The organism is Sulfurospirillum oryzae (assembly GCF_025770725.1).
GTDB lineage: Bacteria > Campylobacterota > Campylobacteria > Campylobacterales > Sulfurospirillaceae > Sulfurospirillum > Sulfurospirillum oryzae.
The window spans coordinates 567,483-593,216 of sequence record NZ_JANZKZ010000002.1; the positions used below are offsets into that span (position 1 = coordinate 567,483).

Below are 25,734 nucleotides of genomic sequence, written 5' to 3' on the forward strand. Positions count from 1 at the left end.
AATTAACGCAAATTTTTTAAAGTGGATCTATGTCAAAAAAAGCCTTTTTGTTCCTTATTTTTCTCATTGTTAGTGCTCAAAGCCTTTTAATCGCCTGCGGTGGAAGTTGTTTAGAGTGCCATTCTAAGCTTCAGCCCTACATTCGTGACCAAAATCACGTCATTCTAAACGAGTGTACCTCGTGTCACAATAAACCCTCAGAACAAGGGCAATGTGGTAAAGACTGCTTTGATTGCCATTCGCGTGAAAAAGTCTATGCGAATAATGAGATTGTTGCACATCAAGAGCTCAAAATCTGCGGTTCTTGCCATAAAGAAAAAGTGGATTTTACAGCCCCTAAACGTTCATCCATTTCCAATCAGCAAAATTTAATACAATTATTCAAATAATCAAGGAGTAACCATGAAATTTTACACCGCAGACCTTTGCGACAAATACCCAGAGAATATCCAAGTGTTAGATCCTATTATGAAATCTTACGGTGGAGCGAAACGTGTTATGGGACAAATCGTCACCGTCAAACTTTCAGGACACAATAAAACACTGGTTGAACTGCTTAAAAGTGAAGGTGCGGGTCAAGTCGCCGTTGTCGATGTTGATGCCACATACACCGCCGTTGTCGGCGATAACCTTATGAAATTCGCTTATGAAAACAACTGGGCTGGAATTGTTATTAACGGGTATGTTCGTGACACTAAAAATACCAAAGAGATTGACGTAGGGCTTTTTGCGCTGGGAACATGCCCTAAAAAGACGATGACACCCCAAGAGGGCGAATTACATGTAAAAGTAAGTTTTGGGGGAATTAGCTTTAACGAAGGTGATTATCTTTATGCAGATCGCGATGGCATTATTGTCAGTTCTATGCCTTTGGAGATGTAACCAAACACGCATGCATGATCTTTTTCCACTCCACATCAAAGTGTTTTCGTATGAACGCTTTGGTGTGAGGCACGATGCACGCCGAACAGTCTAAATGCGCCACGTTTTCATATACAAATACCCCACTCTTTTTAAAACCAATCGAACATTCACTCTTACATGTAACCCCCTCTTCTACTCTTAACCCTGCATCATTAAAGCGAAAATGGGGGCATGCACACAAGTAGCAATTGAGTGCTTTAATGTTATGGCACTTTTGTTTGTTAGCATACAAAGGACAAAAATCAGGCTCATTTTCAACCATATTTTCGAAAAGAAAATAGTCAATTATCTTCTCTTTTGTATACTTTTGAGTATTCAGTTTTTGAACAATTGTGTGATGTTTGTTAGCATGTGTTTCAAACCACTCTAAATAGCTCATAAAATTTGCATTTCCTTTCAAAAATTGGCATCTAACTTGAAAATTTTATTGTAAAATTCCGGCAAAGGAATGATATGAAAAAGTTTTTAACCATTTTAGCACTTATCTCAAAACTCGTTGCTGAGGATTCCAACGATTTGGACGAAATAAAAGAAGAAGATATACCAAAAATACTCTCAATCATCAAGGATGGAACCAAAGAGCATCTACCTATGATGTTAGATGACTACACCACACTTGTTGATATAGTCAGTGTTAACAATGCCATCGAATACCGAAACCGTATCAACTCCGCCAATGAACATGTTAAAACAATCCTAAAAGCCGATAAAGGCACACTCATTAAAACAACATTTGAAAATAATAAAAGTTATCTTTGCAGTGATTATGAAACAAGGTTGCTGCTCAAAAAAGGCGCTGTATTTATTTATGTCTTTTTGGATATGAATAATGCAGAGTTGTTTAAATTTTCGATTCAAGATAAAGATTGCCAGTAACTTCTTACATGTAAAGGGATTTACATGTAAGAAGTATTACGTCGTTAGTGTTGGGTTATCACGATTTCGCCGTTTTTGGCATCAATAACAATGCTTTCACCCTCATGGAGTTTTTCTTCCAAAATAAGTTCAGCCAATTTATCTTCCACAAGCTCATAAAGTGCCCTTTTAAGGGGACGAGCACCGTAAACTGGGTCAAATCCAGCCTCGGCTATCAACGCTTTTGCCGCAACAGTAAGTTCTGCTTTGATCTCTTTCACGGCGAGTTTTGTTTCTATATCTTTAAACATAATGCTTACAATTTCTCGTAAACCATCTTCGCTTAGAGGATTAAAAATAATAATGTCATCCAAACGATTCAGAAATTCTGGTTTAAAGTGCGCCCTAAGCTCTTTCATTACCTCTTCGGTGCGCTTTTCGCCCTCAAATTCCATAATCTTTGCACTGGCAATATTAGACGTTAAAATAATAATGGTGTTTTTAAAATCAACTGTCACACCTTTATTGTCCGTCAAACGCCCTTCATCAAGTACTTGAAGTAAGATGTTAAAGACATCAGGATGCGCTTTTTCAATCTCATCAAAAAGAACAACACTGTAAGGCTTTCGACGTACTGCTTCTGTTAGCTGTCCACCCTCATCGTACCCTACATAACCTGGAGGTGCTCCGACTAAACGACTCACGGAGTGTTTTTCCATATATTCGCTCATATCAAAACGAATCAGCGCTTTGGTCGTATCGAACAAGAAGTTAGCGAGTGCCTTAGCACTTTGTGTTTTACCCACACCTGTAGGTCCTAAAAAGAGGAAACTACCAATAGGTTTATTTTGCTCACTGAGTCCTGCTTTATTGCGCTTAATCGCTCGGCCTATGGCTTTAATGGCTGCGTCTTGTCCCACAACTTCTTTTTTGAGGTGCTCTTCAACCGCTAGGACTTTTGCTTTTTCGCCTTGGAGCATTTTATTGACAGGAATGCCTGTCCATTTGCTGACGATAGTTGCTATCATCTCTTCATCAACACTGTTTTTCAAGAGTGTTCCGCTCTCCACCATTTTTTCCCAACGTGCTTTAAGTTCATCTTCTTGTTTGAGAAGTTCTGGCAATTTGCCGTACTCGATTTCAGCAGCCTTGTTAAACTCACTGCGTTTTTTAGCATTTTCAGCTTCACGACGGAGTGTTTCAGCTTGGCTTTTAATCGAAGCAATATCGTTAAAAACACTTTTCTCAGTTTCAAACTGTACTTCTAAAGATCGCATCTTCTCTTTGGCGTCACCAAGCTCTTTTTCAATGACATGTAACCGCTCGTCGTTCTTTTTATTTTTTTCCATCAAAAGCGCTTCTTTTTCAACCATTAGCGTGCTAATAGCGCGTTTGATGCGACTAAGCTCTGTGGGTTCACTCTCAATTTGCATTTTAAGTTCAGCCGCCGCTTCATCGATAAGGTCAATTGCTTTATCAGGCAAAAAACGGTCACTAATGTAACGAGAACTGAGTTTTGCGGCTGCAATCAAAGCAGAGTCTTGAATGCTCACATTGTGGTGCGCCTCAAGATGCTCTTTAATACCGCGTAAAATCTGTAAGGCTTCGTTGATGCTTGGCTCATTAACCGTAACGGGTTGAAAACGTCTTTGAAGTGCCGCATCTTTTTCAAAATATTTGCGGTATTCTTTAAGTGTTGTTGCCCCAATCGTATGAAGTTCACCTCTAGCGAGAGCTGGTTTTAAAATGTTCGCAGCATCCATACTACCCTCACTTGCCCCCGCACCTACAATGGTGTGAATTTCGTCAATAAAGAGGATGATGTTGCCACTTTTTTTTACTTCATCGATAACCGCTTTAAGTCTGTCTTCAAACTCGCCACGGTACTTAGCACCCGCGATCAACGCGCTCATATCCAAAGCCACAACACTTTTATTTTGAAGACTAAGCGGTACATCATTATGTGCAATTCTAAGGGCCAATCCTTCTGCAATAGCGGTTTTACCCGTTCCAGGTTCACCGATTAAGATAGGATTGTTTTTGGTCTTTCGAATCAAAATCTGCATCATTCTCTGAATCTCTTCATCACGCCCAATAACAGGATCAAGCTTACCCTCGCTTGCTAATTTTGTCAAATTGATACCATATTTTTCGAGCGATTCAAGGTTTTCATCACTGCTTTGCTTGTCGATCTTTTTGCCACCGCGCAATGCTTCAAGGTTTTTCTTAAAGTGTAAAAGATCAAGATACTTACCCAGTATTTTTTTCAAAGGATCGCTGTCAATATTGGCAAGTAACCACGTATCGACGGAGAGGTAGCTATCGCCTTTTTGCTTCATCAAGCCTTCGGCTTTTTGCAATGTTTCAACAAGGCTACGAGAGATCGAAACATTCTCTTTAGTCACATGTGACGCTGTTGGTAATTTTTGGACTTCGCTTTTGATTTCAAGTTCAATGGCGCTCTTATCAATATTCATTTTATTGAAGACTTGATTGAGTATGGAGGCCGAATTGGTAATGAGTCCCCACGTTACATGTAAAGGCGTTGCTTCAGAATTTTTAGAATGCAGTGCAAGGCTAATAGCGCTTTCTATCGCTTCTCGCATTTGGTTGGTCAACTGTTCAAAAAGTGAGTTCATGGCATCTCCTTAATTATTTTTCTATAATTTTACAACTTTAGTCTATTGATGTCAAGTTTATTTAGCAGATTAGCATCACTTTTAACCTAAAAACACTTAAAAATTTTATACCATACCTACTGCTTTCATAGAAATTTTAGGGAAACTGCACTATAATCATCTCTCAGAGAATACGCATATCATGCTAGGAGCATACACACGCTATGAAACACTTACCATTTGCTACAGCTGGCTTCATTGCCACGTTTTTGGGTATTACTACCTTTTTTTCATCAACCCTTTTTGCGGCTGATAATGCTGAAGGCGAAAAGAGCCGTCTTGCTTCTTTGGCAAAATTCACACGCGTTTTGGCAACTATTGAAAAATATTATGTCGATGACATTAAAATTGACGACATCGTCAAAAAGTCTATTGAAGGACTTTTAACCAATCTCGACGCACACTCCTCCTATCTTGACGAAAAACATTTTAAAGACCTCAAAATCCAAACCGATGGTGAATTTGGTGGACTAGGCATTACCGTTGGACAAAAAGATGGTGCCCTTACCGTCATAGCGCCAATGGAAGGAACTCCTGCTGATAAAGCGGGTGTTAAAGCGGGGGACATCATCCTCAAAATCAACAAGCAATCCACTCTTAACATGACCATTGATGAAGCCGTTAACTTAATGCGTGGTAAACCAGGCACTGGCATTGAACTGACTTTAGTTCGTGAAGGTGAAAGTAAACCTCTTCTTATTTCAATTGTTCGTGATATTATTAAAATCGAATCCGTTTATTCTAAAATGATCGAAAATGAAAACATCCTTTATGTTCGTGTCGTCAATTTTGATAAAAATATCGTTGGTGATGTTCAAGAAGCAATTGGCAAACATAAAAATGTTAAAGGTATCGTTTTAGACCTTCGTAACAATCCTGGCGGATTATTGAACCAAGCGGTTGGATTGGTAGATCTTTTCGTTGATGAAGGCATTATCGTTTCTCAAAAGGGACGCATCGAGTCTGAAAATGCTGAATACAAAGCAAGCAAATCTGCAACGATTACCAAAGCACCTCTTGTTGTTTTAGTAAATGGTGGAAGCGCAAGTGCGAGTGAAATCGTTAGTGGTTCACTGCAAGATCATAAACGTGCCATTATTATTGGTGAAAAAACATTTGGAAAAGGAAGCGTTCAAGCTGTTCTTCCTGTGGTAGACAATGAAGCTATTCGTTTGACGATTGCACGTTATTATCTTCCAAGTGGTCGCACCATTCAAGCAGAGGGTGTAACACCTGATATTACTGTGTACCCAGGTGATGTTCCACATAAAAATAATGAACAAGCACTTAAAGAGAAAGATCTTAAAAAGCATTTAGAGAGTGAACTTAAAAAAGTAGACGACAATAAAACAGAAGTAAAAGATACCAAAGCAAAAACAAAGACAAAAGAGACAACAAAGGCAGATAAAGAGATCGTGAGTCAAGAAAATCTATTCAAAGACTTACAATTAAAAAGTGCTGTTGATGCTATCAAAGTACTTGCAATTAAAAAATAATTGAGGAGCAACCATTGAATAAAGGTGCATTGTTATACGAAGGTAAAGGTAAAAAACTGTTTTTGACAGACGATGAAAATCTCTTAATTTCAGAATTCAAAGATGACTTAACAGCATTTAATGCTGAAAAAAGAGGTAATGAAGCGGGTAAAGGTGCACTTAACTGTAAAATCAGTACTCAATTGTTTCATCTTTTAGAAAAACATGGCATTCAAACGCACTTGGTTAAAACACTTGATGATACACAGCAACTCGTAAAAAAAGTTAAAATTATTCCTATTGAAGTGGTTGTAAGAAATATTGCAACAGGTTCTCTCTCAAAACGATTAGGTATCAAAGATGGTACGACACTTCCTTTTACATTAGTAGAGTTTTACTATAAAGATGACGCACTCGGTGATCCACTGATCAACGATGAGCACTGTTTACTTCTCAATCTTGTTAAAAGCGAGTCTGACCTTGAAGAGCTTAAACGCCTTGGTCGTGAGATTAACGTTATTATGAAAAGCTTCTTTGCGGAGCGCAAACTAAAACTTGTTGACTTTAAAATCGAGTTTGGTGTCGATACAGAAGGCAATATTCTACTCTCTGATGAGATTAGTCCTGATAGTTGCCGTTTCTGGGATATGGATACTAACGAGAAACTTGATAAAGATAGATTTAGACAAGGATTAGGTGATGTTAAAGTTGCTTACGAAGAAGTCTTAAAACGTATATTATCGCACTAAAATCAAAGGAAAAGATAAACGATGAAAGTTATTGTCAATATTCAACTCAAAAATGGCGTTTTAGATCCACAAGGAAAAGCGGTTCATCATGCGCTTGCTTCTTTAAAATTTAACGAAGTAAATGAAGTTCGTATTGGAAAGCAGATCATCCTTGACATTGCAGAATCTGATAAAGCATCTGCAGAAAAAAGAGTCACTGTTATGTGTGAAGAACTTTTAGCCAATACCGTTATTGAAGACTACACTATTGAGTTTCCAGCATGCTAGTAGCGGTTGCTGTATTTCCAGGAACAAACTGCGAAATCGATACTAAATATGCTTTTGAAAAACTGGGACAAGATGTTGTCCTTGTTTTTCATAAAGAAGAGAAATTACCAGAAGGTACGGATTTAGTTGTCCTTCCTGGTGGTTTTAGCTATGGTGATTACTTAAGAAGTGCCGCTATTGCTAAATTTTCTCCTATCATGAAAGCGGTTATTGAGTTTGCAAACAAAGGCGGTAAAGTACTTGGTATCTGTAATGGTTTCCAAATGCTTGTTGAAGCGCGCCTTCTCCCAGGTGCTATGAAACGTAATGAAAATGTTCATTTTATCTCTCAGTTTCATCATCTCAAAGTGATTGCAAACAACAATACATTTCTCAAAAAATGTGCTGTTGGTGAGCTTTTAAACGTACCTATTGCACATGGTGAAGGAAGTTACTACATCGATGAGGCAGGACTTAAAGAGCTTTATGCAAACGACCAAGTACTTCTCACGTACTGCGATGAAAATGGAAACGTAAAAAACCCTAATGGCTCAGTTGATTCGATTGCTGGTGTTTGTAATAAAAACAAAAATGTTTTTGGACTTATGCCTCACCCTGAACGCGCTATTGAGAAAATTTTAGGCTCGAGTGATGGCGTAAAAATGTTAGAAGGTTTTATAAACTAAATTAATGAAAAAATTTTTCACACTACTGACACTCTCTTTAACCCTGATTTTTACGAATCTGATGGCTGAAGAGAGTGCCTTTTCTGGACAAGCTAAATCCATTTTTCTCTCCATCGAAGAGATTCCTCAAAAAGTCTACGTAGGACAAGTTTTCCCTATTAAACTTAAAGCTATTGTTGCCAATAACAAAATTGATGCCATTAGCAACACTTTTTCAAGTGCCACAGGCGTGGATGTTATTAACCCTCAAAACCCTTGGGAACGTTCCGTTAATAACACCTATTACAACACATTTTATTTTAAAATTAATTCTAAAACAGCCGTAATGCCAAGACTTAGCGTCTCTTTGATACAGCAGCAAGAAGCCGTAGAGAGCGAAGTTATCGCTTTAAATCTTCCAGCCCAACTGGTTCAACTCAAACAAGATCCTTTTTTTAGTAATGTCATTGCACAAAGTTTAAATGTTAACAAATACAAAACAACCACATTTGATGCCAAAAATGTAATTGTTGTTTTAGAAATTGAGGCAACTGGGGCCAACTTAAAAGATTTTACGCTCAGTGGCATCGCGAAAAGCGGCATTGACTCTTTTTCTGACAATGGTACAACGCAAAAAATTTACTACTATGGCATTGTTCCAAATTATCAAAAAAGTTTTGATTTTACCTACTTTGATCTACCGACGAATAAGTTCAACAAAATCACCCTCCCCATGGTTATAGAAAGCGATGAAGTCAGCACGCAACTGGGGCTTAATCCTAAAGAGAGCATTTTTGAATTTTATAAACATATCGCCTATGGTGTCTTTGCCTTCATTTTCTTCCTTGTGTTACTCAAACGCCGAAAATGGTACTATTTTGTCATCACATTGATTTTTTTAGCACTTTTTTTCTTCGACCAAAATCCGTTGAATAACGTCAAACTTAAAAGCAATAGCAGTCTAAAAATTCTTCCAATGGAGCGCTCGACAATCTTTTTTACGAGTGATAAAGTCTTAGATGTCGAAAAATTAGGAGAGAGAGAAAGTTATATCAAAATCTTACTACCTGATGGAAAAATTGGATGGACAGAACGTGAAAATATTAGCAAAAATTAGAGGTTTTTATGTGATGGTCGAGTTTGTCATCACTGTACTGATTACCATCGTTTTAATGTATGCTTTTCGTACTAAGACACATCCAATCAGACGTACATGGGGACACTTACAAACCTTCCTTATGGGCTTTAGTATCAAACAAATGGGTGAGGCAAGTCCAACAACAACTCTTTTAGTGTTGAATCATCAAAGTCTTGTCGACATTGTTGCTCTTGAAACAATCTATCCTAAAAACCTCTGCTGGATTGCCAAAAAAGAGATTGAAGATATTCCTCTTTTTGGACATATCATCCCTGCTCCTCGTATGATTTCGATTGACCGCAAAGATAAACGCTCCATTATCAAAATGCTCAAAGAAGGCAAAGAGAGGGTTGCAGAAGGGCGTGTGCTTGCGATGTTCCCTGAGGGTACGCGTGGACGTGGTGACAAGCTTTTAAAATTTCAAAGCGGTGCAAAAATTTTGGCTGAAAAGTTAGAGCTTATCGTGCAACCTGCTATCATCGTTGGGGCACGTCATATCCTTGATTCTAAAAACCTTGATGCGCATGGTGGCGAAGTTAAAGTCATCTATCTTGATCCTATCAATCCTAAAGAGGATGAAGCGTGGTTTGAAAAAATGTACCACACCATGGAAGAGAGATTAGCTCTCGAATTAGCTTCAAAATAACAACTCTATGAAAGTCACAAAAGTGGCTTTCAAATTCTTTCAATTTTGCTAAAATAGCGCAAAAATTTTTGGATTTATCAAAAGACTTCTTTACATGTAAAGCTTTTTGACAAATCCAAAATAGAAACAAAGGATAGAACCATGTCAAAACATCAATTTCAAACCGAAGTCACTCAGCTTTTAGACCTGATGATTCACTCGCTCTACTCCAACAAAGAGATCTTTTTACGCGAACTTATCTCCAATGCTTCTGATGCACTGGATAAGCTGAATTATCTCACACTCACCGATGACAAATACAAAGCACTCTCATACACTCCACGTATTGATATTGCCATCAATAAAGAAGCCAAAACATTGACTCTTAGTGACAGTGGTATTGGTATGAACGAAGAAGATTTGGTTGAAAATCTTGGAACCATCGCTAAAAGTGGTACAAAATCATTCTTACAAAATCTCAGTGGCGACAAAAAGAAAGATTCAAGCCTTATTGGTCAATTTGGTGTTGGTTTTTACTCTGCTTTTATGGTTGCCAACAAAATCGAAGTCATAAGCCGCAAAGCAGGTGAAGAAAAAGCCTATATGTGGAGCAGTGAAGCAGGCGCAGAATACGACATCGCAGAAGTGACCAAAGAGAGCCACGGTACATCAATCACCCTTTACCTAAAAGACGATGAAGATGAATTTTTAGAGTTTTACCGCATTCAAAGTGTCATCAAAAAATACTCAAACCATATCCCTTTCCCTATTTTTATGGACAAAGAAGTGAAAGAGTACGATGATGAAGGCAAAGAAAAAAGTACTGAAACTAAAAATGAGCAAATCAACAAAGCCAGCGCTCTTTGGACAATAGCAAAAAGCCAAATCAAACCTGAAGAGTACAAAGACTTTTACCAACAAATTTCTCACGATAGCACCGATCCACTTCTTTGGAGCCACACAAAAGCGGAAGGTAAATACGAGTACACTACCCTCTTCTACATCCCATCAACGCCTCCAATGGATTTGTTTAGAATGGACTATAAACCAGGTGTTAAACTCTATGTTAAACGCGTGTTTATTACCGATGATGAGAAAGAATTGCTTCCTACCTACCTTCGTTTCGTTAAAGGTATCATCGATGCAGAAGACCTACCACTTAACGTCAGCCGTGAGATTTTACAACAAAACAAAGTCTTAGAAACCATCAAAAAAGCGTCTGTTAAAAAAATCTTGAGTGAGCTCAAATCACTCAAAGAAAAAGAGAATGATAAATACCTAGAGTTTTACAAAAACTTTGGGCGTGTTGTTAAAGAGGGACTTTATAATGATTGGGAAAATAAAGAGGCACTTCTTGAGTTGGTACTCTTTAAATCCTCAAAACGCGATGGACTTGTTAGCCTTAAAGAGTATAAAGAGGCGATGAAAGAAGACCAAAAAAGCATCTACTACATCACGGGTGAGAATGAGAAATTACTACGTAATTCACCACTGATTGAGCAATTTAAAGCTAAAGACATTGAAGTCCTACTTCTTGATGAAGAAGTCGATGCTATCGTCTTCCCAATGGTTGGCGAGTACGATAAAACACCGATAAAACCCGTGAACAACTCAGACATTGATGAAGAGATCAAAGAGGACAAAGCCAAAGTAGAAGAAGATGAAAAAACCTACAAAGAGATTTTGGTCAAAATGAAAGAGATTTTAAAAGACGATGCGAAAGATGTCAAAATTTCAAGTCGTTTGAGTGACTCTCCTTCATGCTTGGTGTATGACAAAAATGACCCCGATTTCCAAATGCAACAGATGCTTAAACAGATGGGACAGGACAATCTCCCAACCGTTAAGCCGATCTTGGAGATCAACCCTGAGCATGAAATTTTCAAAAAATTAAGCGCAAAATCTGATCTTTTAGAGCTAAACGATGTGGCTTTCTTGCTTTTAGATCAAGCTAAACTTCAAGAAGGTATGAAGATCGAAGATACCGCGGCATTTGCCAAACGCTTGAACCGCTTTATCGCTAAAGCACTTTAAAACATACTTTACATGTAAGGATTTTTCCTTACATGTAAAGTGTAATTGCCTTTACCTTTCTAAGCTACATCAAACCTCCGTTTTCATAAAATATCACTCATGACTTCTAAAGTTTGTGGAACTTTCATTGGTTATTGCAAATGGCGAAAATAGAGAAAGTTAAAAGTAAATCCCTATAACCCCCTTATATCTTAAATAAACGAATACTTTCTATGTTCATTTATTTGGGCATATCAGACTGTTTTGTATATAATGTTCGTTAAGTGAATAGTTAGGCGAAAGGAAGTCATGAAACTACGGATTAATTGCATGCAATGTTTTCAGGAACAAGGGCATCCATCTATTGAATTCCAGCCCGTTGAGATTCGAGACGATGGTCTATACGAATCTACATGCAAAAAAGGTCATACAACTCTTACTGTAATTCAAGAACAAAAATTTGAAGTTCTATTTGATTTTGGAGCTATGGCTTTAATTGATGGTTATCCTAGAGAAGCAGTCACAAGTATAGCTGCATCATTAGAGAGGTTCTATGAATTCTATGTCACCGTAATATGCCTGAAATACGATATGGACATAACAGACTTTAAAGCTGCTTGGAAACATGTTGCAGCTCAATCTGAACGGCAATTTGGAGCCTATATTTTTTCTTATCTAATTGATCATCAAGGGAAAGAACCACCAGTCATTGACAATAATAAGCCTGCGTTAGATGGAGTATCAAAAGGAAATACACTTACTTGGAAAGAGTTTAGAAACGCTGTAGTTCACAAAGGATATATACCTTCTATTTCAGAAACACTTGCGTATAGCAATATTGTCTATCTCCATTTAAATGACTTAATTGATGATTTGAAAACAAGAAGCAGCGAATATATACAGAAAGCTACTTTTCATCATCTCGCCAGAGCGCATGAAACAGTAAATGGAAAGGTTGTTTCTACAATGAGTATTCCAACACTTATCAGTCTTATACGTGCTGAAAAGCCTGCCGAATCTTTTGAAGAATCCCTAAAAAGCATTACAGAGTATAAAAAATGGTTGCATCATGTATAGTCCTAACAAACCAAAAGAGACCAATCAAAAACCCGTGGGCGGCTTTTTGATTGCTCATTTTAAACGTTAGGCAAAAAAAGAGGGCTAAACTTTTAACTTTTTACATGTAAAGTGTGATTGCCCTCACCGCTTCGGGGTACGCGTGAGCATACTTTTGAATACCTGAGCCAAAACTCTCCAACATATCTTTCGTCCTAATAAACAGTGCCGTATCATTTTCGATCTTTGCTAGCTCAAACAGATTTTTAATCATCGTTGAAAGTGGGCTTTTATAGCTGTTATCTTCCAAAACGGCTTTGGCGCGAAAGGCTTTATCGGAGAGGTACCACGTACCTTCTTTGTAGAACTTCTGCTCCGCTTCATGACTGAGTCTCTTTGCCAGTTCCAAGTAGCGCGCTTCGTTGCTGTGCGCGTAAGCTCGCAATAACGCTTCGATCACAAAAGCGTAATCTTCCAACAAAGCTTCTACTTTTAAACTGCCGCCAATGACGATTTGATGGTAGAGCGTATGATTTACATGTAACGTTTGCAAAAGAGTTTCCAACACCGTTGTAGCTTTCTCATGAAGTCCTGCTTCAAACAAAGCAGTGACCATTAAAGCGTTCCACGCAGTCAAAATCTTCGTGTCGATAAACGGATACGCGACTTTTTGACGCTCCTGTTTGAGAAGAGTGATGGCGTCATTCAAACGTGCAGGTTTTTCGTTACATGTAAGAGTAGGATTGGTACGCTGATGCTCGAAATTGCCGAACTTCGTGATGCCAAAATAATCCATTACCGCCTTGGCTTCTACCTCACTCAGCCCACCGTTTAAAAGAGCCTCTTTAGCTTCAGCAAACCCAAAAACAAAGTACTTGCCCTCTTCTCCTTCACTGTCCGCATCGCTGGCACTGAGGTAGAGTCCTTCTTTTAAAAACCGCTCATCCATAGCTTCGATGGTTTGATTAACCACCTCTTTAAACAATGGTTTTTGCGTGATCGCGTACAATTTGGCATAGACTTCAATGAGTTCGGCATTGGTGTAAAGCATCTTTTCAAAATGGGGAATCACCCAAGCCTCATCAACACTGTAACGGTAAAATCCACCCTCTATTTGATCGTTTATGCCACCTCTCGCCATCGCACTAAGCGCATCTTCGCTCATATAGAGCGCTTCTAAATTACCCGTTTGAGTATAAATATCTAAAAGAGCATTCCATGTTGAAGCATGCGGGAATTTTGGTGCACTTCCCACACCTTTAGAGACATCATCATAACTTGCTTTGACATTGCTCACAAATGCTTCGACAACTGCAACTTTCTCAATGCTCTGTTTTTGCTCAAAACTACGCTCATAATGCTTAATGGCCGCCTCAATACTCTGCGCACTCTTTTGAACTTCTTCATATTCATCATTGAATTTGCCTTTGATGAAACTGGTTAATTCACGAAAACCCATGCGTCCTTGCGCACTCACTGGTGGCAGATAGGTACCTGCGAAAATAACCTGCCCAGTGGGTGTCATAATAATGCTCAGTGGCCAGCCTCCGCTTCGTTTGGTCAGTAGATAATGCACATCTTGATAGTATTTATCCAGATCAGGCATCTCTTCACGATCGACCTTGATGCTTATGTATGAATCATTGAGTAGTTTTGCACTGACTTCGTCCTCAAATGTCTCGCGCTCCATCACATGGCACCAATGGCAGGTGCTATACCCAATGGAGAGGAAAATCAATTTATTTTCATCTTTGGCTTTTAAAAGCGCCTTTTCACTCCATGCCATCCAGTGAACGGGATTGTGCGCATGTTGAAGCAGATAAGGAGAATCCTCGTGGATCAATTCGTTAGTGTGCATCGCTTTGCCTACGGACGATAGGGTTCAGGAACATAACCTTTAGACATAAGCGATTTAATGCCACCTTTTAAATTTACAACTTTATAACCTTGTTTTGAAAGCATTTCAGAAACAGCGGCACTCCTGCTTCCTGTACGGCAGATAAGTGCGAACTCTTTATCTTTACTCACATATTTATCAAGTTCTTTCGTAAACGCTTCTGCGTTATAACGACCTTGTTCGTCAAAGAAAGTGATAGGAATTGCATTTTCAACTAACCCTGTCTCTTTCCATTCGGGGAGTGTGCGAATATCGATGATTTTCATGCCACTTTTAACAACCTCTTCACTCGCATCAATATGACGTAATTCGGCAAAAAGAAATGTTGAAAGAAGGGATATAAGAAGTAAAATTTTAGACATGGAAAACTCCTATTGTTTTTAGGAGTTATTTTATCTCTTTTAAGTTAGCAGAACTTTAAAAATTATAGGCTTTTTCGTAACCTATGAAAAGATAAAGAGTTCACTAAGAGTGCGTTAATTTTTAAAACTCAAAATTGAGTCATAGCCAAAGCTATGGCGATGTTTTTAGTTTTGAAAAGTGATGTGCGATAAGTGATACTCTTTTTTCAATAGGTTATGCAAAAGTCTATTGTACCATTCCCGCTTCAACTAAAAATGGAGAATGGGTATAGCTAATCTTTTTAATTTTGTCATACTTCGCGTAAGAGAGAATTAGCATGTCTTTAGCACGCGTGGTTGCCACGTAAAAAAGACGGCGTTCTTCTTCCAAACTGCCACCTTTTTGCATCAGTTTTCGGTTAGGGAAACGCCCGTCCATAAGGTCGATGACATACACCTCTTTAAACTCAAGCCCTTTACTCGCATGAATACTGAGCAGGTTTACACCCTCACCTTCGCTCATTTCATTGCTTCCCAAAGTAAGTGCGTTTAAAAAACGCTCGCTTGAAGCGTAACTGCTCGCCAAGTCTTTTAGTAGGTGACCTTTGCGAAAAATACGCGCACGTGCTTCTGTTTTTAATTTTTCATCAACACTACCATCTTTTTTGATGGTACGCTTAACCGCCAGCACTTCAGCAATCGCGCTAAAAACTTCCGAGCTTAAAACATGATTGATAAGGCTTTGGGGTGTTTTAATTCGCGTCGCATGCTTCATAAACTTATAAAATTGATGTAGAAATTTGGCTCCATCAGTCGTGAGTTTTGGATGTTTTAAAATAGGACTTGAGAGAAAAAGCTCTTCAAAGCCTAGATTGTAAAAACGACTCACACTGCCAAGATCAAGAATGTCATCAAAAAGCCCTAATTGGTGGTTTTTAGCACGTTTTTTAAAAATATCTTCGACATCGCCTCTTGGATGAAAAAAGCCTTGGTAAATGTTGCCATCTCCCAGTTTAAAAAGACCATCAAAAAGCTCTTTTGAGAGCGAACTTCCCACACCTCTAGCGTATTCAAAGGTATGGATAAATGCCATCATATCTTTAGGATTCACCACAACACCCACAAGATCGAGCATCGCTTTCACTTCCGCCGAGTCAAAAAAGCTAATGCCACCTTTTCGTTTACAGGCAATCCCTTGTTCCCTAAGCGTTGCTTCAATACCATCGGCTGTGGAGTTGTTTCGAAAAATAACGGCAATATCCGCAGGTGCATGTGTGGAGTGTTTAATCAGTGAAGATATAGACTGATACTGTGAAAAAAGCTCATCATAGATCAACAGTTTTGGTGCTTCAAACGCCCCATCGCGTGTTACTTCAAGCCTTTTTTCATACAGTCTTGGATTTTTTTCAATGACACGGTTGGCTAAAGAGAGAATTTTATGTGAAGAGCGGTAGTTTTTATTGAGTGTAAAGACATTGGCATTAGGATAACGTGTACCAAAAGAGCCTATAATGTCGATATTTGCGCCATTAAACGCATAAATACTCTGGTCATAATCTCCCACACAAAAAAGTGACTTTGAGCGAAAAGCGTCAATAAGCGAGCCTTGCAACGTATTTGTATCTTGGTACTCATCAATCAAGACTTCATCAAAACTAAGCGTATCGGTCGTTTTGAGTGTATCACGCATTAAGATCAAAAGATCGTTAAAATCAACATACCCAAATTCTCGTTTGAGCGCTTGAAACTCTTCAAAAATGTCTTCATAGATGTCAAAAAAGAGACCATGTTCACTGTCGTTTGACTCAAGCCATTCTGTAAAGCTTTGCGTTACCGTACTGTTCTGGTAGAGTGAAAAAATATCGTAAAGATAAGCCGCACTGTAGGCTTTTGCACCCGAATCTATATGGTCAAATCTGCGTCTATCGTGAATACTTTTAAGTAAAATTTTGAGGTCTTTTGGTTGTTTGAGAACAATATTTCGTCCAAGTTTTTTCAAAAGACGGTAACTCACCGCATGAAACGTACCTGATTCAATTTGCGAGGTAATATTTTTACCAAAGAAAACACCGACACGCTCAAGCATCTCAGCGGCAGCTTTGTTGGTAAAGGTAAGCAGTAAAATACGAGATGGCTGAATGCCTTGATGTAAAAGATGCGCAATTCTCGCTACAATCGTCGAGGTTTTACCCGTTCCAGCACTGGCAATAATAAGATTATGTCCTGAGGGTGCAGTTGCAGCACTTTTTTGCTCAGCATTGAGTCGACTAAGAGGCATTGGGTTCCTAGAGTAAAAAAATTAGAGGGAGAATTTTAGTCCAAAAAACCCTAAAACAAAGTAAAGCCTCACAGATACCAATGACGCTTAACCAACTTACCATCTTTATTTTCGTCAATATAAACTTTTTTTGGATCATCATCAGAAAGCCACAACAAATAGTTCATCTCTGGTGTTGTAATCTCTATGCGCTTTTCAACCACTCCGTAATTGCCTTTAGAGAGTTGTTCAAAGACTTTGGAAAGGACATGGTTTGTTCGTGGAAGTTTAAGCTCTTTAAGATTGATGTTGTCATGCATAAACTGATAAATAAGTTTTTTTTGAAGTACTAAAGTTGCAAAATAAGAACCACTTTCGCGGTACTCTTTGGTACTGATAAGGTTTTTACTGATATTTCCAAGAGGATTGATCGAATCTACTTTCGCACAGGCATCGCCAATGGCAACAAGTATCTGCTCATTTTTATCATTTTTAAGGATAAAAGCTGCGCCATCATTGCAAACTTTTTCAAAATTTTTCGCCTCATAATCCCTTAAAACATCGTTATAAGAGTACGCGTACATGTAACTCCAAAAGACACCCAATAATGCTAAAACAACTCTCATTCTTGTCCTTTGTAAAAATTTAGAAGCTCTTGCGCTTCTTTAGAATTAATATAGCCTAAAAAAAGTTCCAAAGACCTTATAGCCTCCGCTCGTTCCCCTAGATAAAACTTTGCTTTTGCATACAATATCCATGACTTATCCGAACGTGAGTCGTGTTTACTTGCCTCTTTTGCCCAAAGAATGACCTCGCCATAGGCTTTTCTTTCAAAATAAAAATGTGCCAAAGCATAGGCGTTAGCAAAATTTTGCTCTGCATTATACCGCTTCAAAAGCGACTGCTCTTCCATCAAAGAACGTTTCGCTTCTTGAGCTTCTTCTGCTGGAAGTTTGACGTCATTTTTGTAAATATGTGGTGCTAAGAAAAGGGATTCTTCCTTTGGTTCTTGGGATAAAATTGCCGTTTCAATAGCCGATAAATTGCTCTCATTTTGATCACTAAGAATTGGAGGAGCAGGGATGAGCGCTACTTCTTGTGGCGTGGTGGTTGTAGCAGAAACCATAAGTGGCTCTTTCGCACCATAATTTACCCAATAATAACTACCAAAAGCTATTAAAAACAAAAATGCAATTACAAAGACTATGCGAATAAATCGCGTCTTTTTAAGCTTGGCGCAGCGTCTCTCTAACTCTTCAAAACGACTACTTGTCATAAATAAGTCCTATGTCTAGCGCTGCCATTGTTAAGAGACAACTGTTCAGTTTTCGGTACTTAGAGAGCCCTTTTTTCTGCGCATAATCGAGTAGTTTCATAAGCGTGTAAAGAAATTTTTTGATGGTACGAAAATTGCCTTTAGCATACCGAGCAATAACCCTCGCCTCATTTCTGGAAAACATCAGTGCGATCTCACCATGCACATGTCCCATAAAAAGAGTGTGGATGTAGCGTAGTATCTCATTTTCTTCAAGATTACCATACTCAATGACCAACTTTGTGCGCGTTTTAAACTGCTTTTTTGCAAGCAGTGCCATACCTTCGTCTTTATGCATGGCAAGGACGAATTGAAAAAGCTTTGTATCGCTTAAAATGCGAAGAAACTCAAACTGATCATTATTGAGAAGTTGCGCCTCATCAATGAAAATGGTACAAAGTGTACCCACATAAGCTTCAAAAAGCTCATCCATAAATTCACCTTGGCTTTTGCTTTTATCAAAAGGCATGCCTCTGGCTTCATAAAGTGCTTTAAAAAGGTCTCGTGGGTCGAAAAAAGGGTGTTCAATTAAAATACTAAGCGAACTCATTGCCGCTGAATAGTGCATAACCCGCATAATGTGGCTTTTGCCAACACCCGGATCGCCAACAATGAAAATAAGTGGGATTGCAGGGTTTCCAATAGCTTCTTTAAGCTTATTTCGAGCGATTTCAGCACTAATACTATCAAAATAAAACGAAGGATCAACCGTATCTTTAAAGAACTCTTTAGCGGCTTCAAAATCTTTCATTAATCACTCTTTTAGTCATACTTTTTTTGTTTTTTTGATTTTATCATATTCTGAGACTTTTGCTTGTGTATGATTTAATATTGCTTTCGGTAAAATACAAAAATATTATTAAAAGGATAAGCTATGACTATAATATTCCCTACAATGAAAGATGATGGACTTGGAGCAAAACGTGGAGCACACTTTGGCAAAGCAACTTTTTATACGGCTGTTGTGGTCATAGATGGGATTGTTCAAGAGGTAAGTGTCCACAAAAACCCAGGTCATGTCACAGGCGGCTGTGCAAATGCGGTTTCTAACATTCAAGCCCTAGGTGCTGATACACTTGTTGTTTCAGGCATTGGCGGTGAGCCACTTAAAAAGTTTTTGAGTGTTGGAATTGATGTCTATTTTGATGATAAAAATGATACCGTTGAAGACGCACTACGTGACTTTATAGCAGGCAAAACAGCTAAGATCAATCCAGATCATAGCTGTAACCATCATCATTAAAAATTAACGGCGTTTTCTTCTGGTATAAGGGAACGTTTTGGTAATGGAGGCGCTAAGTTAAGCTGTTGTGATTGTTGATGTTGCTTTGGAGCAGCATTTTGTTGTTGCTGTTGAAAAACACCCTCTTTTTTAATGGCTTCAACAATTTCTTGGGTTGTCGGATTGGTCTTAACAGTTAATTCTTGAATATAAACCGAATCAATCACTAAACCATACGTTTTTTTAGTATAGGCGATAATCGTAGATTTTAAAAGCTCTTTACCCCTAGAAGTGACAAGATCTTCTGCAAAATAACTGCCAATAACAATATTCAGCGCATCAACAACTTTGTATTCACTCCGCTTGACTTCATTGCCCTCAAAAATGAGACCAACCGTTACTTCTACAGGCTTTTTATCGGACTTTGCAAAGACATTGGCTTTAAAGTGTTCCAACACCAATGTCTCTGCAAAAAGGCTTACATGTAAAAGTAAAACTGCTGTTAAAATGCGTTTCATGCGACCCTTTTTTTAAACGGATGTATCCAGCACTTTACCACCAAGCTCTGCAATACGTGCATCGACTTTTTCAAGTGCTTTTTGCATCGTAGTATAACTAATTTCGGGTAATTTTCCACCCCAAAGCTTTTCAGCTTCACTAAAACCTTGAAGCATTCCAGAGCGTCCTGCTTGAAGTTTAGAGAGGTCATCTCCCGCACCTTGAATTACAAAATCCGCAATACGAGCACTCGTTTGAGGAATACCAAAAAAACCATCATCCGCTACCAAAGCCTTTGCTTCATCCTGACTAAGCTGTCCGATAGGCTTACCCTTATAACCAATATCAGCAAGAGTAAACGTATCCGCTTGTGTGCCAAAAGTCGTTTTAGACTCAGAGGTAACTTTCGCCATATAGTCTGCTAAATAACTGTTGGTAATCTGCTTACCCGTCGTCAGTTTTTTATCTTTAGCGTTGACGTCTTGATTGCTTTGTGAGTAGGTTATCAAGCCTTTTGATTCATACGAAATTTCCAGATTCATGATTGCCCCCTTATTTTTCATCCAAATTCTTGACACGCTTTTAAAGCAAAGCTTTAAAAACTACGTTAACACTGAGTTCTCTTCGGCAGAGAGCCCACGCACCTTTGGTGCTTTTACTTTTTGCTATAAAATCTTACATGTAAATCGTCAAAATTCATCAAAAAGTGAATCGCTCTTAATCTCTTCAATTCTCAAAATATCTGATTTTTGATAAAACTCCCCTACTTTGGGTGAGACTTGCACACACCGCGTCAAATGCTCATAAAAACGCTGATAATGATAGTCGAGCAAAAGCTGTTTTGGGTAACGTGCTCTTGAAATCGCTACATAAAACTGACTCTTTTCAAAAATGTTGTTGATGTTGCAGACCAATGAGTCGATGCTCATGCCTTGGCTTTTATGAATTGTGATGGCATACGCCAGTTTGAGGGGGAACTGCTCGATGGAAACGAGTGGTTTTTCTTTGACTTCGCCCTCCATCACCACATTTTCATGCAGCGTGTACTCTTGGCGCTCCACTTTAATGAGCTCTCCTGCTTTTTCCACAACGACCTCATTTGCATCAATCGCTTTGATGATGCCTCGCTCGCCATTGTAGTATTTGCCCCATTTATTGGTACAAAACAGCACCTTTGCACCCACTTTTAACGTCAAGTCGACAGGAATGGGAAGCGCGTTTTTCCACCCCTCGATTTTGTTTACATGTAAAGACTGCTCATGCACTTTTTCTTTGGCTTTAAGGACAATCGGCTCACTTTCAATCTGCGCTAATTTCTGGATATTGAGCATCTCCGCTTCTTTGTTTCTACCAAACAAAACCGTTGGGTCATCGTCCCACACACCGACATTGGTACGCAAAGCTTCTAAGTATTCGAGTGTGTCGCTATCCAGTATGCCTCGTCGTATCTTTCCAAGGTGGGAGAAGAAAAGCACATCGTGTGTACGTTTGGTGATGGTGAGCTCCACCACCACAGGCTCAAAGGCATTCCATGAACTGCTTTCAAACGCATACTCAAAACCGCCCCACAAAGAGTCGTTTTTTGCTTTTGAGACAGGAGGAAGTTGGAAAAAATCGCCCACAAAAAGCACACTTCCCTCAAACCCCGCATTGCGCAAACGATAATAAATCATATCAAGCAAATCAGCCGAAACCATGCTAATCTCATCAATCACCAAAAGATCGCATCTTGTGAGCACTTTTTTGATTTCGGCAAGCCTTGCTTTAGCATAACGGTCATGACGACTCAATTCATCAAGATGATTGCAGATGCCAAAAGCAAAAAAGCTGTGCAAAGTTTGACCGCCAACATTGACTGCGCTCACACCTGTACTGCCTAAAACGACGATTTGTTTACCGATTTTTCGTAGCTCCATAACTATTTCACCGACGAGATAACTCTTGCCAACTCCTGCACCGCCCGTAAGCAGTACATTGTCTTTTTTTAAGATATCGATGAGTTTTTGTGCTAAGTTCAAAGAGGCTTCCTAAGTTGTTTTTGGTATTATAACATTAACGAAAGACAAGGCAGATTATGATTTCAATTCGACATATTTTTCTTTTTACATGTAGCCTTTTTGTGGTCACAGGTTGTGCTTTAAAAGAGCCATCAGCTGAAACGTTTGTTGCGCAAAAAACCGCTTCAAAAGAGATGCTTCTTTACCCTCAAAATGTGGACTTTTTAGCGCAAAACATCACGCCCCAAAGCGTAGCACAAAACGATTTTACCTATCGCTACTATTCGCCATGGTTTAGAACGCATGTCAGCACGAACAAAGAAGATGCACTCTGGGCGAACAAGTCGTATGGACTGAAAAATCGTTACTATGGCGAAAACTTACAACTCATAGATGGTGCAGAGATCGATGCCATCATCAACGCTACGAATGTGGAAGCGTATGGAAGCATCAATGCTCATGCCATTATGATTCAAAATGCGCAAATGCGTAACCTCCCCACTGACAAGCCTTTTTTCAAAAAAACGACCTTACCAGGAGAGGGTTATCCGTTTGATTACTTGCAAACGTCACGCATTCATGTTGCCGAGCCTATTATCATCTCGCACTACAGTAAAGACGGTGCTTGGGCATTTATTGAGAGCTCTTTTGCCTCTGGCTGGATTCCTTTTGAGAGCTTTGTGCTTGTCGATGCTAAAGAGCGCACAGAATTTTTGAGTGCCATAAAAATCGCCATCACAAAAGACAATGTGCCTCTTTACAATGGAAAACAACGGTTCATCACGTATGCAAAAGTGGGAGCCATCTTGCCCATTCTAAGTGAAGACGATGACTTTTTTCATGCCTACATGTACACACGAGACGCTACTTTTAATGCTCAAAGACTAGAACTTCGCATCCCAAAAAGTTTTGCACAAACCGTACCTATAAGCTTTAACAAAGAAAATCTCAGTCAAATCGGAGATGCCCTTTTAGGCGAAAAATACGGTTGGGGAGGCTTTCTTGCAAACCGTGACTGCTCAGCCATGACGCGTGATTTTCTCTCTCCTTTTGGTATCTGGATTCCCCGTAATTCTGGCGCTCAAAAGAGTTTTGGAGAGTACGTCTCACTCAAAGATTTAACACCCAAGGAGAAAGAAGCGATGATACTCAAAAATGGCATAGCCTTTTTAAGCCTCATATACCTCAAAGGACACATTATGCTCTATGCAGGTGAATTTGAAGGTAAAGCCCTGGTGATGCAAAACATTTGGGGTGTACGCACCATGGAAGAAGGCAAAGAGGGTCGCAATGTTATCGGTAAAGCCATCATCTCAGACCTTTATGTAGGAGCTAACCAACCCAACGTGCCTGAAAATGGACTGCTCATCAACCGCGTTGAAGGAATAACAATCAAACCAGCGAATACAAAGAGCAACAATCTGGTTCAAAAATACCCTAGTATAAAGACTATCAAAGATAACACTGTCTTTTTTATGAATGGAAGCTCACTCCCGTATGATGACAAAAAAGTAAAAACATTTGACGAATTGCTTGAAAATGCAGATATCGAAGATATGTTTAGCCAAAAATACCCCGCCTTTGCACCCATCACAGAGCCCGCGCTCAATGACGACCCAGGACGTTTTCGCAATGACGCATTTTTGAAAAAGCTCTATGGTTCCAGTAAAAGCGAGATCGAAAAAAATCTCACGACGGTAAACTGGCTTCCAAACCACGGTGGCAAAAAACTGCAATTTAACAAAAACGAAAACGCGAGCGCACAACTACAAAAAGTCTCTGATGAGTTAGACAAATTGCCCGAAGAGTACATGAAGTACCTCAAAAAAGTCGATGGTACCTACTATTTTCGTAAAATTGCAAAAACAGAACGCTTAAGTGCACATAGTTACGGTATTGCCATCGACCTTGACACCCACTACTCACGCTACTGGCAGTGGGACAAAACCCATAGTTTTCATAATGAATTTCCCAAAGAGATCATCGATATTTTTGAAAAACACGGCTTTATTTGGGGAGGAAGATGGTACCACTACGACACCATGCACTTTGAGTATCGCCCTGAGTTGTTTGAAAGCATTGACTAAATTATTTACTAATAAGGCTTGAATATGATTTCTTCTTTAAAACTAAAATTTGGACGAACTCCTGAATCGCAACCACATCCAATTGAAGTAACACCTATTACAGTCTTTGTTGGACCAAATAATTCTGGTAAAAGTAAAATTCTCTCAGAAATTCACCAATATTGTAGAAGCGGAAATAAAGATGCAACAGCAGTTATTCTTGATAGTATAGATTTTTCTGGACTTAGGAATAACGACAATATTCAAGCAATTGAAAATATCATACAGTTACCAAAGACAGGAGAGGCACTTAACCTTGATCATATTTTTATTAATGGTCTATATGGGCGTCAACAAGTTCCACGTATTACATTAGAACAATTCGTACAAAATCCATCTCAAAACTTAACTTGTTTTTGTCAATGGTTTCTTACTAATTATACTTTACTTCTTGATGGAAGAAGTAGAATCAATCTTGTTAATTCACAAAGTGCTTCGGATTTGCAACTATCTCCACAATCTAGTTTTCAAGTTCTTTTTAGAGATGATAAAAAGCGTCATGAAGTTCGCCGTATTGTTTATGAAGCACTCGGTTTGTATTTTGTGATAGACCCAACTAATTTAGGTAATCTACGCATCCGGTTATCACAACGACCACCAATAAACGATTTAGAAGAGCGGGGGATTCATACTGAAGCTGTAAATTTTCATGCCAATGCTCTATTAATAGATAGTGCAAGTGATGGTGTCAAAGCTTTTACAGGAATTGTAACTGAAATTATTGCTGGAGACCCAAAAGTTTTACTTATTGATGAGCCAGAAGCATTTTTACATCCTTCATTAGCATCAAAACTTGGGTATGAAGTATCAAAAGCCGCGATATCCACAAATAAAAGAGTTTTTATTTCAACCCATAGTCCCGCTTTTGTAATGGGTTGTATTCAGTCTGGTGTCCCTATTAATATCATACGATTGACATATAGATCTCATGTTGCAACATCAAGAGTATTGCCAAGCACAGAAATCTTAGAACTTATGAGAAATCCTTTACTTCGTTCAACAGGCGTACTAAGTGGTCTTTTTTATGAATTTGTTGTTGTTACAGAATCCGATAGTGATCGTGCATTTTACCAAGAAATCAATGAGCGTCTTTTGAGGTTTAAGCCTGAATGGGGAATACCTAACTGTTTATTTATTAATGCACAAAATAAACAAACAGTACAAACCATATTAAAACCACTTCGACAGCTCGGTATCCCTGCCGTGGGAATAGTTGATATTGATATAGTTAAAGAGGGTGGTACGAACTGGACAAATTTACTGAAAAGTGCGAATGTCCCAGAAATTGCGCAGGGAAGCCTTGCTACATTACGAGCTTCTGTGAAAAAAGCAATGGATAATACTGGAAAAGATATGAAAAAAAATGGAGGAATAACTATTCTGGAAAAAGAAAATCAGGAAGCCGCAGCACATTTATTAAAACAGCTTGCTGATTACGGAATATTTATCGTCCCTAACGGTGAATTAGAATCATGGCTCAAAGATTTAAATATTGCAGGGCATGGATCAACATGGCTAATCAATATATTTGAAAAGATGGGCGAAGATACAGAATCACATGAATATCTCAAACCATCTTCAAATGATGTATGGGCTTTTATTCAAAATATAAGAATATGGCTTTTTGATCCACATAGAAAAGGAATTCCTGAATAAA

25 protein-coding genes are annotated in these 25,734 nt (G+C 38.8%); 14 read left to right on the forward strand and 11 right to left on the reverse strand.

Features of this window, described 5'->3' with window-relative positions:
* Positions 1-29: 29 nt before the first annotated feature.
* Together N0B29_RS07345 and rraA are read left to right on the forward strand one after the other, a co-directional pair.
* Entirely contained in the window at positions 30-389 is a 360-nt protein-coding gene (locus tag N0B29_RS07345) for a hypothetical protein (protein WP_263833050.1), read from the forward strand.
* A 13-nt stretch (positions 390-402) separates the two neighbouring features.
* The gene (gene rraA, locus N0B29_RS07350; RefSeq protein ID WP_263833051.1) at positions 403-882 is read left to right on the forward strand and encodes a ribonuclease E activity regulator RraA; all 480 of its coding nucleotides are present in this window, start codon (positions 403-405) and stop codon (positions 880-882) included.
* Here the strand turns inward: rraA and N0B29_RS07355 are convergent.
* Complete coding sequence (locus tag N0B29_RS07355) at positions 863-1,303, reverse strand: hypothetical protein (RefSeq protein WP_263833052.1); 441 nt, start codon at positions 1,301-1,303, stop codon at positions 863-865. The genes rraA and N0B29_RS07355 overlap by 20 nt on opposite strands.
* 74 nt (positions 1,304-1,377) lie before the next feature.
* Between N0B29_RS07355 and N0B29_RS07360 the strand changes: the two genes are divergently transcribed.
* Complete coding sequence (locus N0B29_RS07360; protein ID WP_263833053.1) at positions 1,378-1,800, forward strand: hypothetical protein; 423 nt, start codon at positions 1,378-1,380, stop codon at positions 1,798-1,800.
* Positions 1,801-1,844: 44 nt separating this feature from the next.
* Here the strand turns inward: N0B29_RS07360 and N0B29_RS07365 are convergent, their stop codons facing one another.
* The gene (locus N0B29_RS07365) at positions 1,845-4,418 is read right to left on the reverse strand and encodes an ATP-dependent Clp protease ATP-binding subunit (RefSeq protein WP_263833054.1); all 2,574 of its coding nucleotides are present in this window, start codon (positions 4,416-4,418) and stop codon (positions 1,845-1,847) included.
* A gap of 203 nt (positions 4,419-4,621) precedes the next feature.
* Here N0B29_RS07365 and N0B29_RS07370 point away from each other — a divergent pair, with 203 nt between their 5' ends.
* The 8 genes from N0B29_RS07370 (at position 4,622) to N0B29_RS07405 (ending at position 12,445) form a co-directional block, all read left to right on the forward strand.
* Complete coding sequence (locus tag N0B29_RS07370) at positions 4,622-5,953, forward strand: S41 family peptidase (protein ID WP_263833055.1); 1,332 nt, start codon at positions 4,622-4,624, stop codon at positions 5,951-5,953.
* A gap of 14 nt (positions 5,954-5,967) precedes the next feature.
* A complete protein-coding gene (gene purC, locus N0B29_RS07375; RefSeq protein ID WP_263833056.1) occupies positions 5,968-6,681 on the forward strand; it encodes a phosphoribosylaminoimidazolesuccinocarboxamide synthase in 714 nt (237 codons plus the stop codon).
* 21 nt (positions 6,682-6,702) lie between these two features.
* Entirely contained in the window at positions 6,703-6,948 is a 246-nt protein-coding gene (purS, locus tag N0B29_RS07380; protein WP_263833057.1) for a phosphoribosylformylglycinamidine synthase subunit PurS, read from the forward strand.
* Positions 6,942-7,613, forward strand: a complete 672-nt coding sequence (gene purQ / locus N0B29_RS07385; protein WP_263833058.1) for a phosphoribosylformylglycinamidine synthase subunit PurQ — start codon at positions 6,942-6,944, stop codon at positions 7,611-7,613. Before purS ends, purQ begins: the two co-directional genes overlap by 7 nt.
* A gap of 4 nt (positions 7,614-7,617) precedes the next feature.
* On the forward strand, positions 7,618-8,709 hold the full coding sequence (locus tag N0B29_RS07390) for a hypothetical protein (RefSeq protein ID WP_263833059.1): 1,092 nt from the start codon (positions 7,618-7,620) through the stop codon (positions 8,707-8,709).
* Positions 8,687-9,376, forward strand: coding sequence for a lysophospholipid acyltransferase family protein (locus N0B29_RS07395; RefSeq protein WP_263833060.1), 690 nt, complete (start codon positions 8,687-8,689; stop codon positions 9,374-9,376). Before N0B29_RS07390 ends, N0B29_RS07395 begins: the two co-directional genes overlap by 23 nt.
* Positions 9,377-9,517: 141 nt before the next feature.
* Positions 9,518-11,389, forward strand: a complete 1,872-nt coding sequence (gene htpG / locus N0B29_RS07400; RefSeq protein WP_263833061.1) for a molecular chaperone HtpG — start codon at positions 9,518-9,520, stop codon at positions 11,387-11,389.
* A 288-nt stretch (positions 11,390-11,677) separates the two neighbouring features.
* The gene (locus tag N0B29_RS07405; RefSeq protein ID WP_263833062.1) at positions 11,678-12,445 is read left to right on the forward strand and encodes a hypothetical protein; all 768 of its coding nucleotides are present in this window, start codon (positions 11,678-11,680) and stop codon (positions 12,443-12,445) included.
* A gap of 100 nt (positions 12,446-12,545) precedes the next feature.
* On the opposite strand, the gene N0B29_RS07410 is transcribed toward N0B29_RS07405, so the two are convergent.
* From N0B29_RS07410 to N0B29_RS07435, 6 genes are all read right to left on the reverse strand, one after another.
* Entirely contained in the window at positions 12,546-14,282 is a 1,737-nt protein-coding gene (locus N0B29_RS07410; protein WP_263833063.1) for a thioredoxin domain-containing protein, read from the reverse strand.
* Between the two features lie 8 nt (positions 14,283-14,290).
* Positions 14,291-14,683 carry a rhodanese-like domain-containing protein gene (locus N0B29_RS07415; protein WP_263833064.1) on the reverse strand — a complete coding sequence of 131 codons (393 nt, stop codon included), beginning with the start codon at positions 14,681-14,683 and terminating at the stop codon, positions 14,291-14,293.
* Between the two features lie 226 nt (positions 14,684-14,909).
* Positions 14,910-16,940, reverse strand: a complete 2,031-nt coding sequence (locus N0B29_RS07420; RefSeq protein WP_263833065.1) for an ATP-dependent helicase — start codon at positions 16,938-16,940, stop codon at positions 14,910-14,912.
* Positions 16,941-17,008: 68 nt separating this feature from the next.
* The gene (locus N0B29_RS07425; protein WP_263833066.1) at positions 17,009-17,545 is read right to left on the reverse strand and encodes a hypothetical protein; all 537 of its coding nucleotides are present in this window, start codon (positions 17,543-17,545) and stop codon (positions 17,009-17,011) included.
* Positions 17,542-18,195 (reverse strand): CDC27 family protein, encoded by a 654-nt coding sequence (locus N0B29_RS07430; RefSeq protein WP_263833067.1) that lies wholly within the window; start codon positions 18,193-18,195, stop codon positions 17,542-17,544. The genes N0B29_RS07425 and N0B29_RS07430 overlap by 4 nt, the downstream gene beginning before the upstream one ends.
* Entirely contained in the window at positions 18,185-18,985 is an 801-nt protein-coding gene (locus N0B29_RS07435) for an ATP-binding protein (RefSeq protein WP_263833068.1), read from the reverse strand. The genes N0B29_RS07430 and N0B29_RS07435 overlap by 11 nt, the downstream gene beginning before the upstream one ends.
* 123 nt (positions 18,986-19,108) lie before the next feature.
* Here N0B29_RS07435 and N0B29_RS07440 point away from each other — a divergent pair, with 123 nt between their 5' ends.
* The gene (locus N0B29_RS07440) at positions 19,109-19,477 is read left to right on the forward strand and encodes a NifB/NifX family molybdenum-iron cluster-binding protein (RefSeq protein ID WP_263833069.1); all 369 of its coding nucleotides are present in this window, start codon (positions 19,109-19,111) and stop codon (positions 19,475-19,477) included.
* Here N0B29_RS07440 and N0B29_RS07445 read toward each other — a convergent pair.
* The 3 genes from N0B29_RS07445 to N0B29_RS07455 all read right to left on the reverse strand — a co-directional run bounded on the left by N0B29_RS07445 (position 19,474) and on the right by N0B29_RS07455 (position 21,972).
* The gene (locus tag N0B29_RS07445; RefSeq protein WP_263833070.1) at positions 19,474-19,974 is read right to left on the reverse strand and encodes a PALP domain-containing protein; all 501 of its coding nucleotides are present in this window, start codon (positions 19,972-19,974) and stop codon (positions 19,474-19,476) included. The two genes, N0B29_RS07440 and N0B29_RS07445, sit on opposite strands and share 4 nt — an antisense overlap.
* 12 nt (positions 19,975-19,986) lie before the next feature.
* Complete coding sequence (locus N0B29_RS07450) at positions 19,987-20,496, reverse strand: hydrogenase-4 component G (protein ID WP_263833071.1); 510 nt, start codon at positions 20,494-20,496, stop codon at positions 19,987-19,989.
* Positions 20,497-20,643: 147 nt separating this feature from the next.
* Entirely contained in the window at positions 20,644-21,972 is a 1,329-nt protein-coding gene (locus N0B29_RS07455; RefSeq protein ID WP_263833072.1) for an ATP-dependent DNA helicase, read from the reverse strand.
* A gap of 56 nt (positions 21,973-22,028) precedes the next feature.
* On the opposite strand from N0B29_RS07455, the gene N0B29_RS07460 reads away from it, so the two are divergent.
* Both N0B29_RS07460 and N0B29_RS07465 read left to right on the forward strand, forming a co-directional pair.
* Positions 22,029-24,038 (forward strand): SH3 domain-containing protein, encoded by a 2,010-nt coding sequence (locus tag N0B29_RS07460; RefSeq protein ID WP_263833073.1) that lies wholly within the window; start codon positions 22,029-22,031, stop codon positions 24,036-24,038.
* Positions 24,039-24,062: 24 nt separating this feature from the next.
* Complete coding sequence (locus tag N0B29_RS07465; RefSeq protein WP_263833074.1) at positions 24,063-25,733, forward strand: ATP-dependent nuclease; 1,671 nt, start codon at positions 24,063-24,065, stop codon at positions 25,731-25,733.
* Position 25,734 lies beyond the last annotated feature (1 nt).

Coding starts and splice junctions, on each gene's coding strand:
- N0B29_RS07345 (WP_263833050.1), top strand. CDS start 30: ATGTCAAAAAAAGCCTTTTTGTTCCTTATTTTTCTCATTGTTAGTGCT.
- rraA (WP_263833051.1), top strand. CDS start 403: ATGAAATTTTACACCGCAGACCTTTGCGACAAATACCCAGAGAATATC.
- N0B29_RS07355 (WP_263833052.1), bottom strand. CDS start 1,303: ATGAGCTATTTAGAGTGGTTTGAAACACATGCTAACAAACATCACACA.
- N0B29_RS07360 (WP_263833053.1), top strand. CDS start 1,378: ATGAAAAAGTTTTTAACCATTTTAGCACTTATCTCAAAACTCGTTGCT.
- N0B29_RS07365 (WP_263833054.1), bottom strand. CDS start 4,418: ATGAACTCACTTTTTGAACAGTTGACCAACCAAATGCGAGAAGCGATA.
- N0B29_RS07370 (WP_263833055.1), top strand. CDS start 4,622: ATGAAACACTTACCATTTGCTACAGCTGGCTTCATTGCCACGTTTTTG.
- purS (WP_263833057.1), top strand. CDS start 6,703: ATGAAAGTTATTGTCAATATTCAACTCAAAAATGGCGTTTTAGATCCA.
- purQ (WP_263833058.1), top strand. CDS start 6,942: ATGCTAGTAGCGGTTGCTGTATTTCCAGGAACAAACTGCGAAATCGAT.
- N0B29_RS07390 (WP_263833059.1), top strand. CDS start 7,618: ATGAAAAAATTTTTCACACTACTGACACTCTCTTTAACCCTGATTTTT.
- htpG (WP_263833061.1), top strand. CDS start 9,518: ATGTCAAAACATCAATTTCAAACCGAAGTCACTCAGCTTTTAGACCTG.
- N0B29_RS07405 (WP_263833062.1), top strand. CDS start 11,678: ATGAAACTACGGATTAATTGCATGCAATGTTTTCAGGAACAAGGGCAT.
- N0B29_RS07410 (WP_263833063.1), bottom strand. CDS start 14,282: ATGCACACTAACGAATTGATCCACGAGGATTCTCCTTATCTGCTTCAA.
- N0B29_RS07415 (WP_263833064.1), bottom strand. CDS start 14,683: ATGTCTAAAATTTTACTTCTTATATCCCTTCTTTCAACATTTCTTTTT.
- N0B29_RS07420 (WP_263833065.1), bottom strand. CDS start 16,940: ATGCCTCTTAGTCGACTCAATGCTGAGCAAAAAAGTGCTGCAACTGCA.
- N0B29_RS07425 (WP_263833066.1), bottom strand. CDS start 17,545: ATGAGAGTTGTTTTAGCATTATTGGGTGTCTTTTGGAGTTACATGTAC.
- N0B29_RS07430 (WP_263833067.1), bottom strand. CDS start 18,195: ATGACAAGTAGTCGTTTTGAAGAGTTAGAGAGACGCTGCGCCAAGCTT.
- N0B29_RS07435 (WP_263833068.1), bottom strand. CDS start 18,985: ATGAAAGATTTTGAAGCCGCTAAAGAGTTCTTTAAAGATACGGTTGAT.
- N0B29_RS07440 (WP_263833069.1), top strand. CDS start 19,109: ATGACTATAATATTCCCTACAATGAAAGATGATGGACTTGGAGCAAAA.
- N0B29_RS07445 (WP_263833070.1), bottom strand. CDS start 19,974: ATGAAACGCATTTTAACAGCAGTTTTACTTTTACATGTAAGCCTTTTT.
- N0B29_RS07450 (WP_263833071.1), bottom strand. CDS start 20,496: ATGAATCTGGAAATTTCGTATGAATCAAAAGGCTTGATAACCTACTCA.
- N0B29_RS07460 (WP_263833073.1), top strand. CDS start 22,029: ATGATTTCAATTCGACATATTTTTCTTTTTACATGTAGCCTTTTTGTG.
- N0B29_RS07465 (WP_263833074.1), top strand. CDS start 24,063: ATGATTTCTTCTTTAAAACTAAAATTTGGACGAACTCCTGAATCGCAA.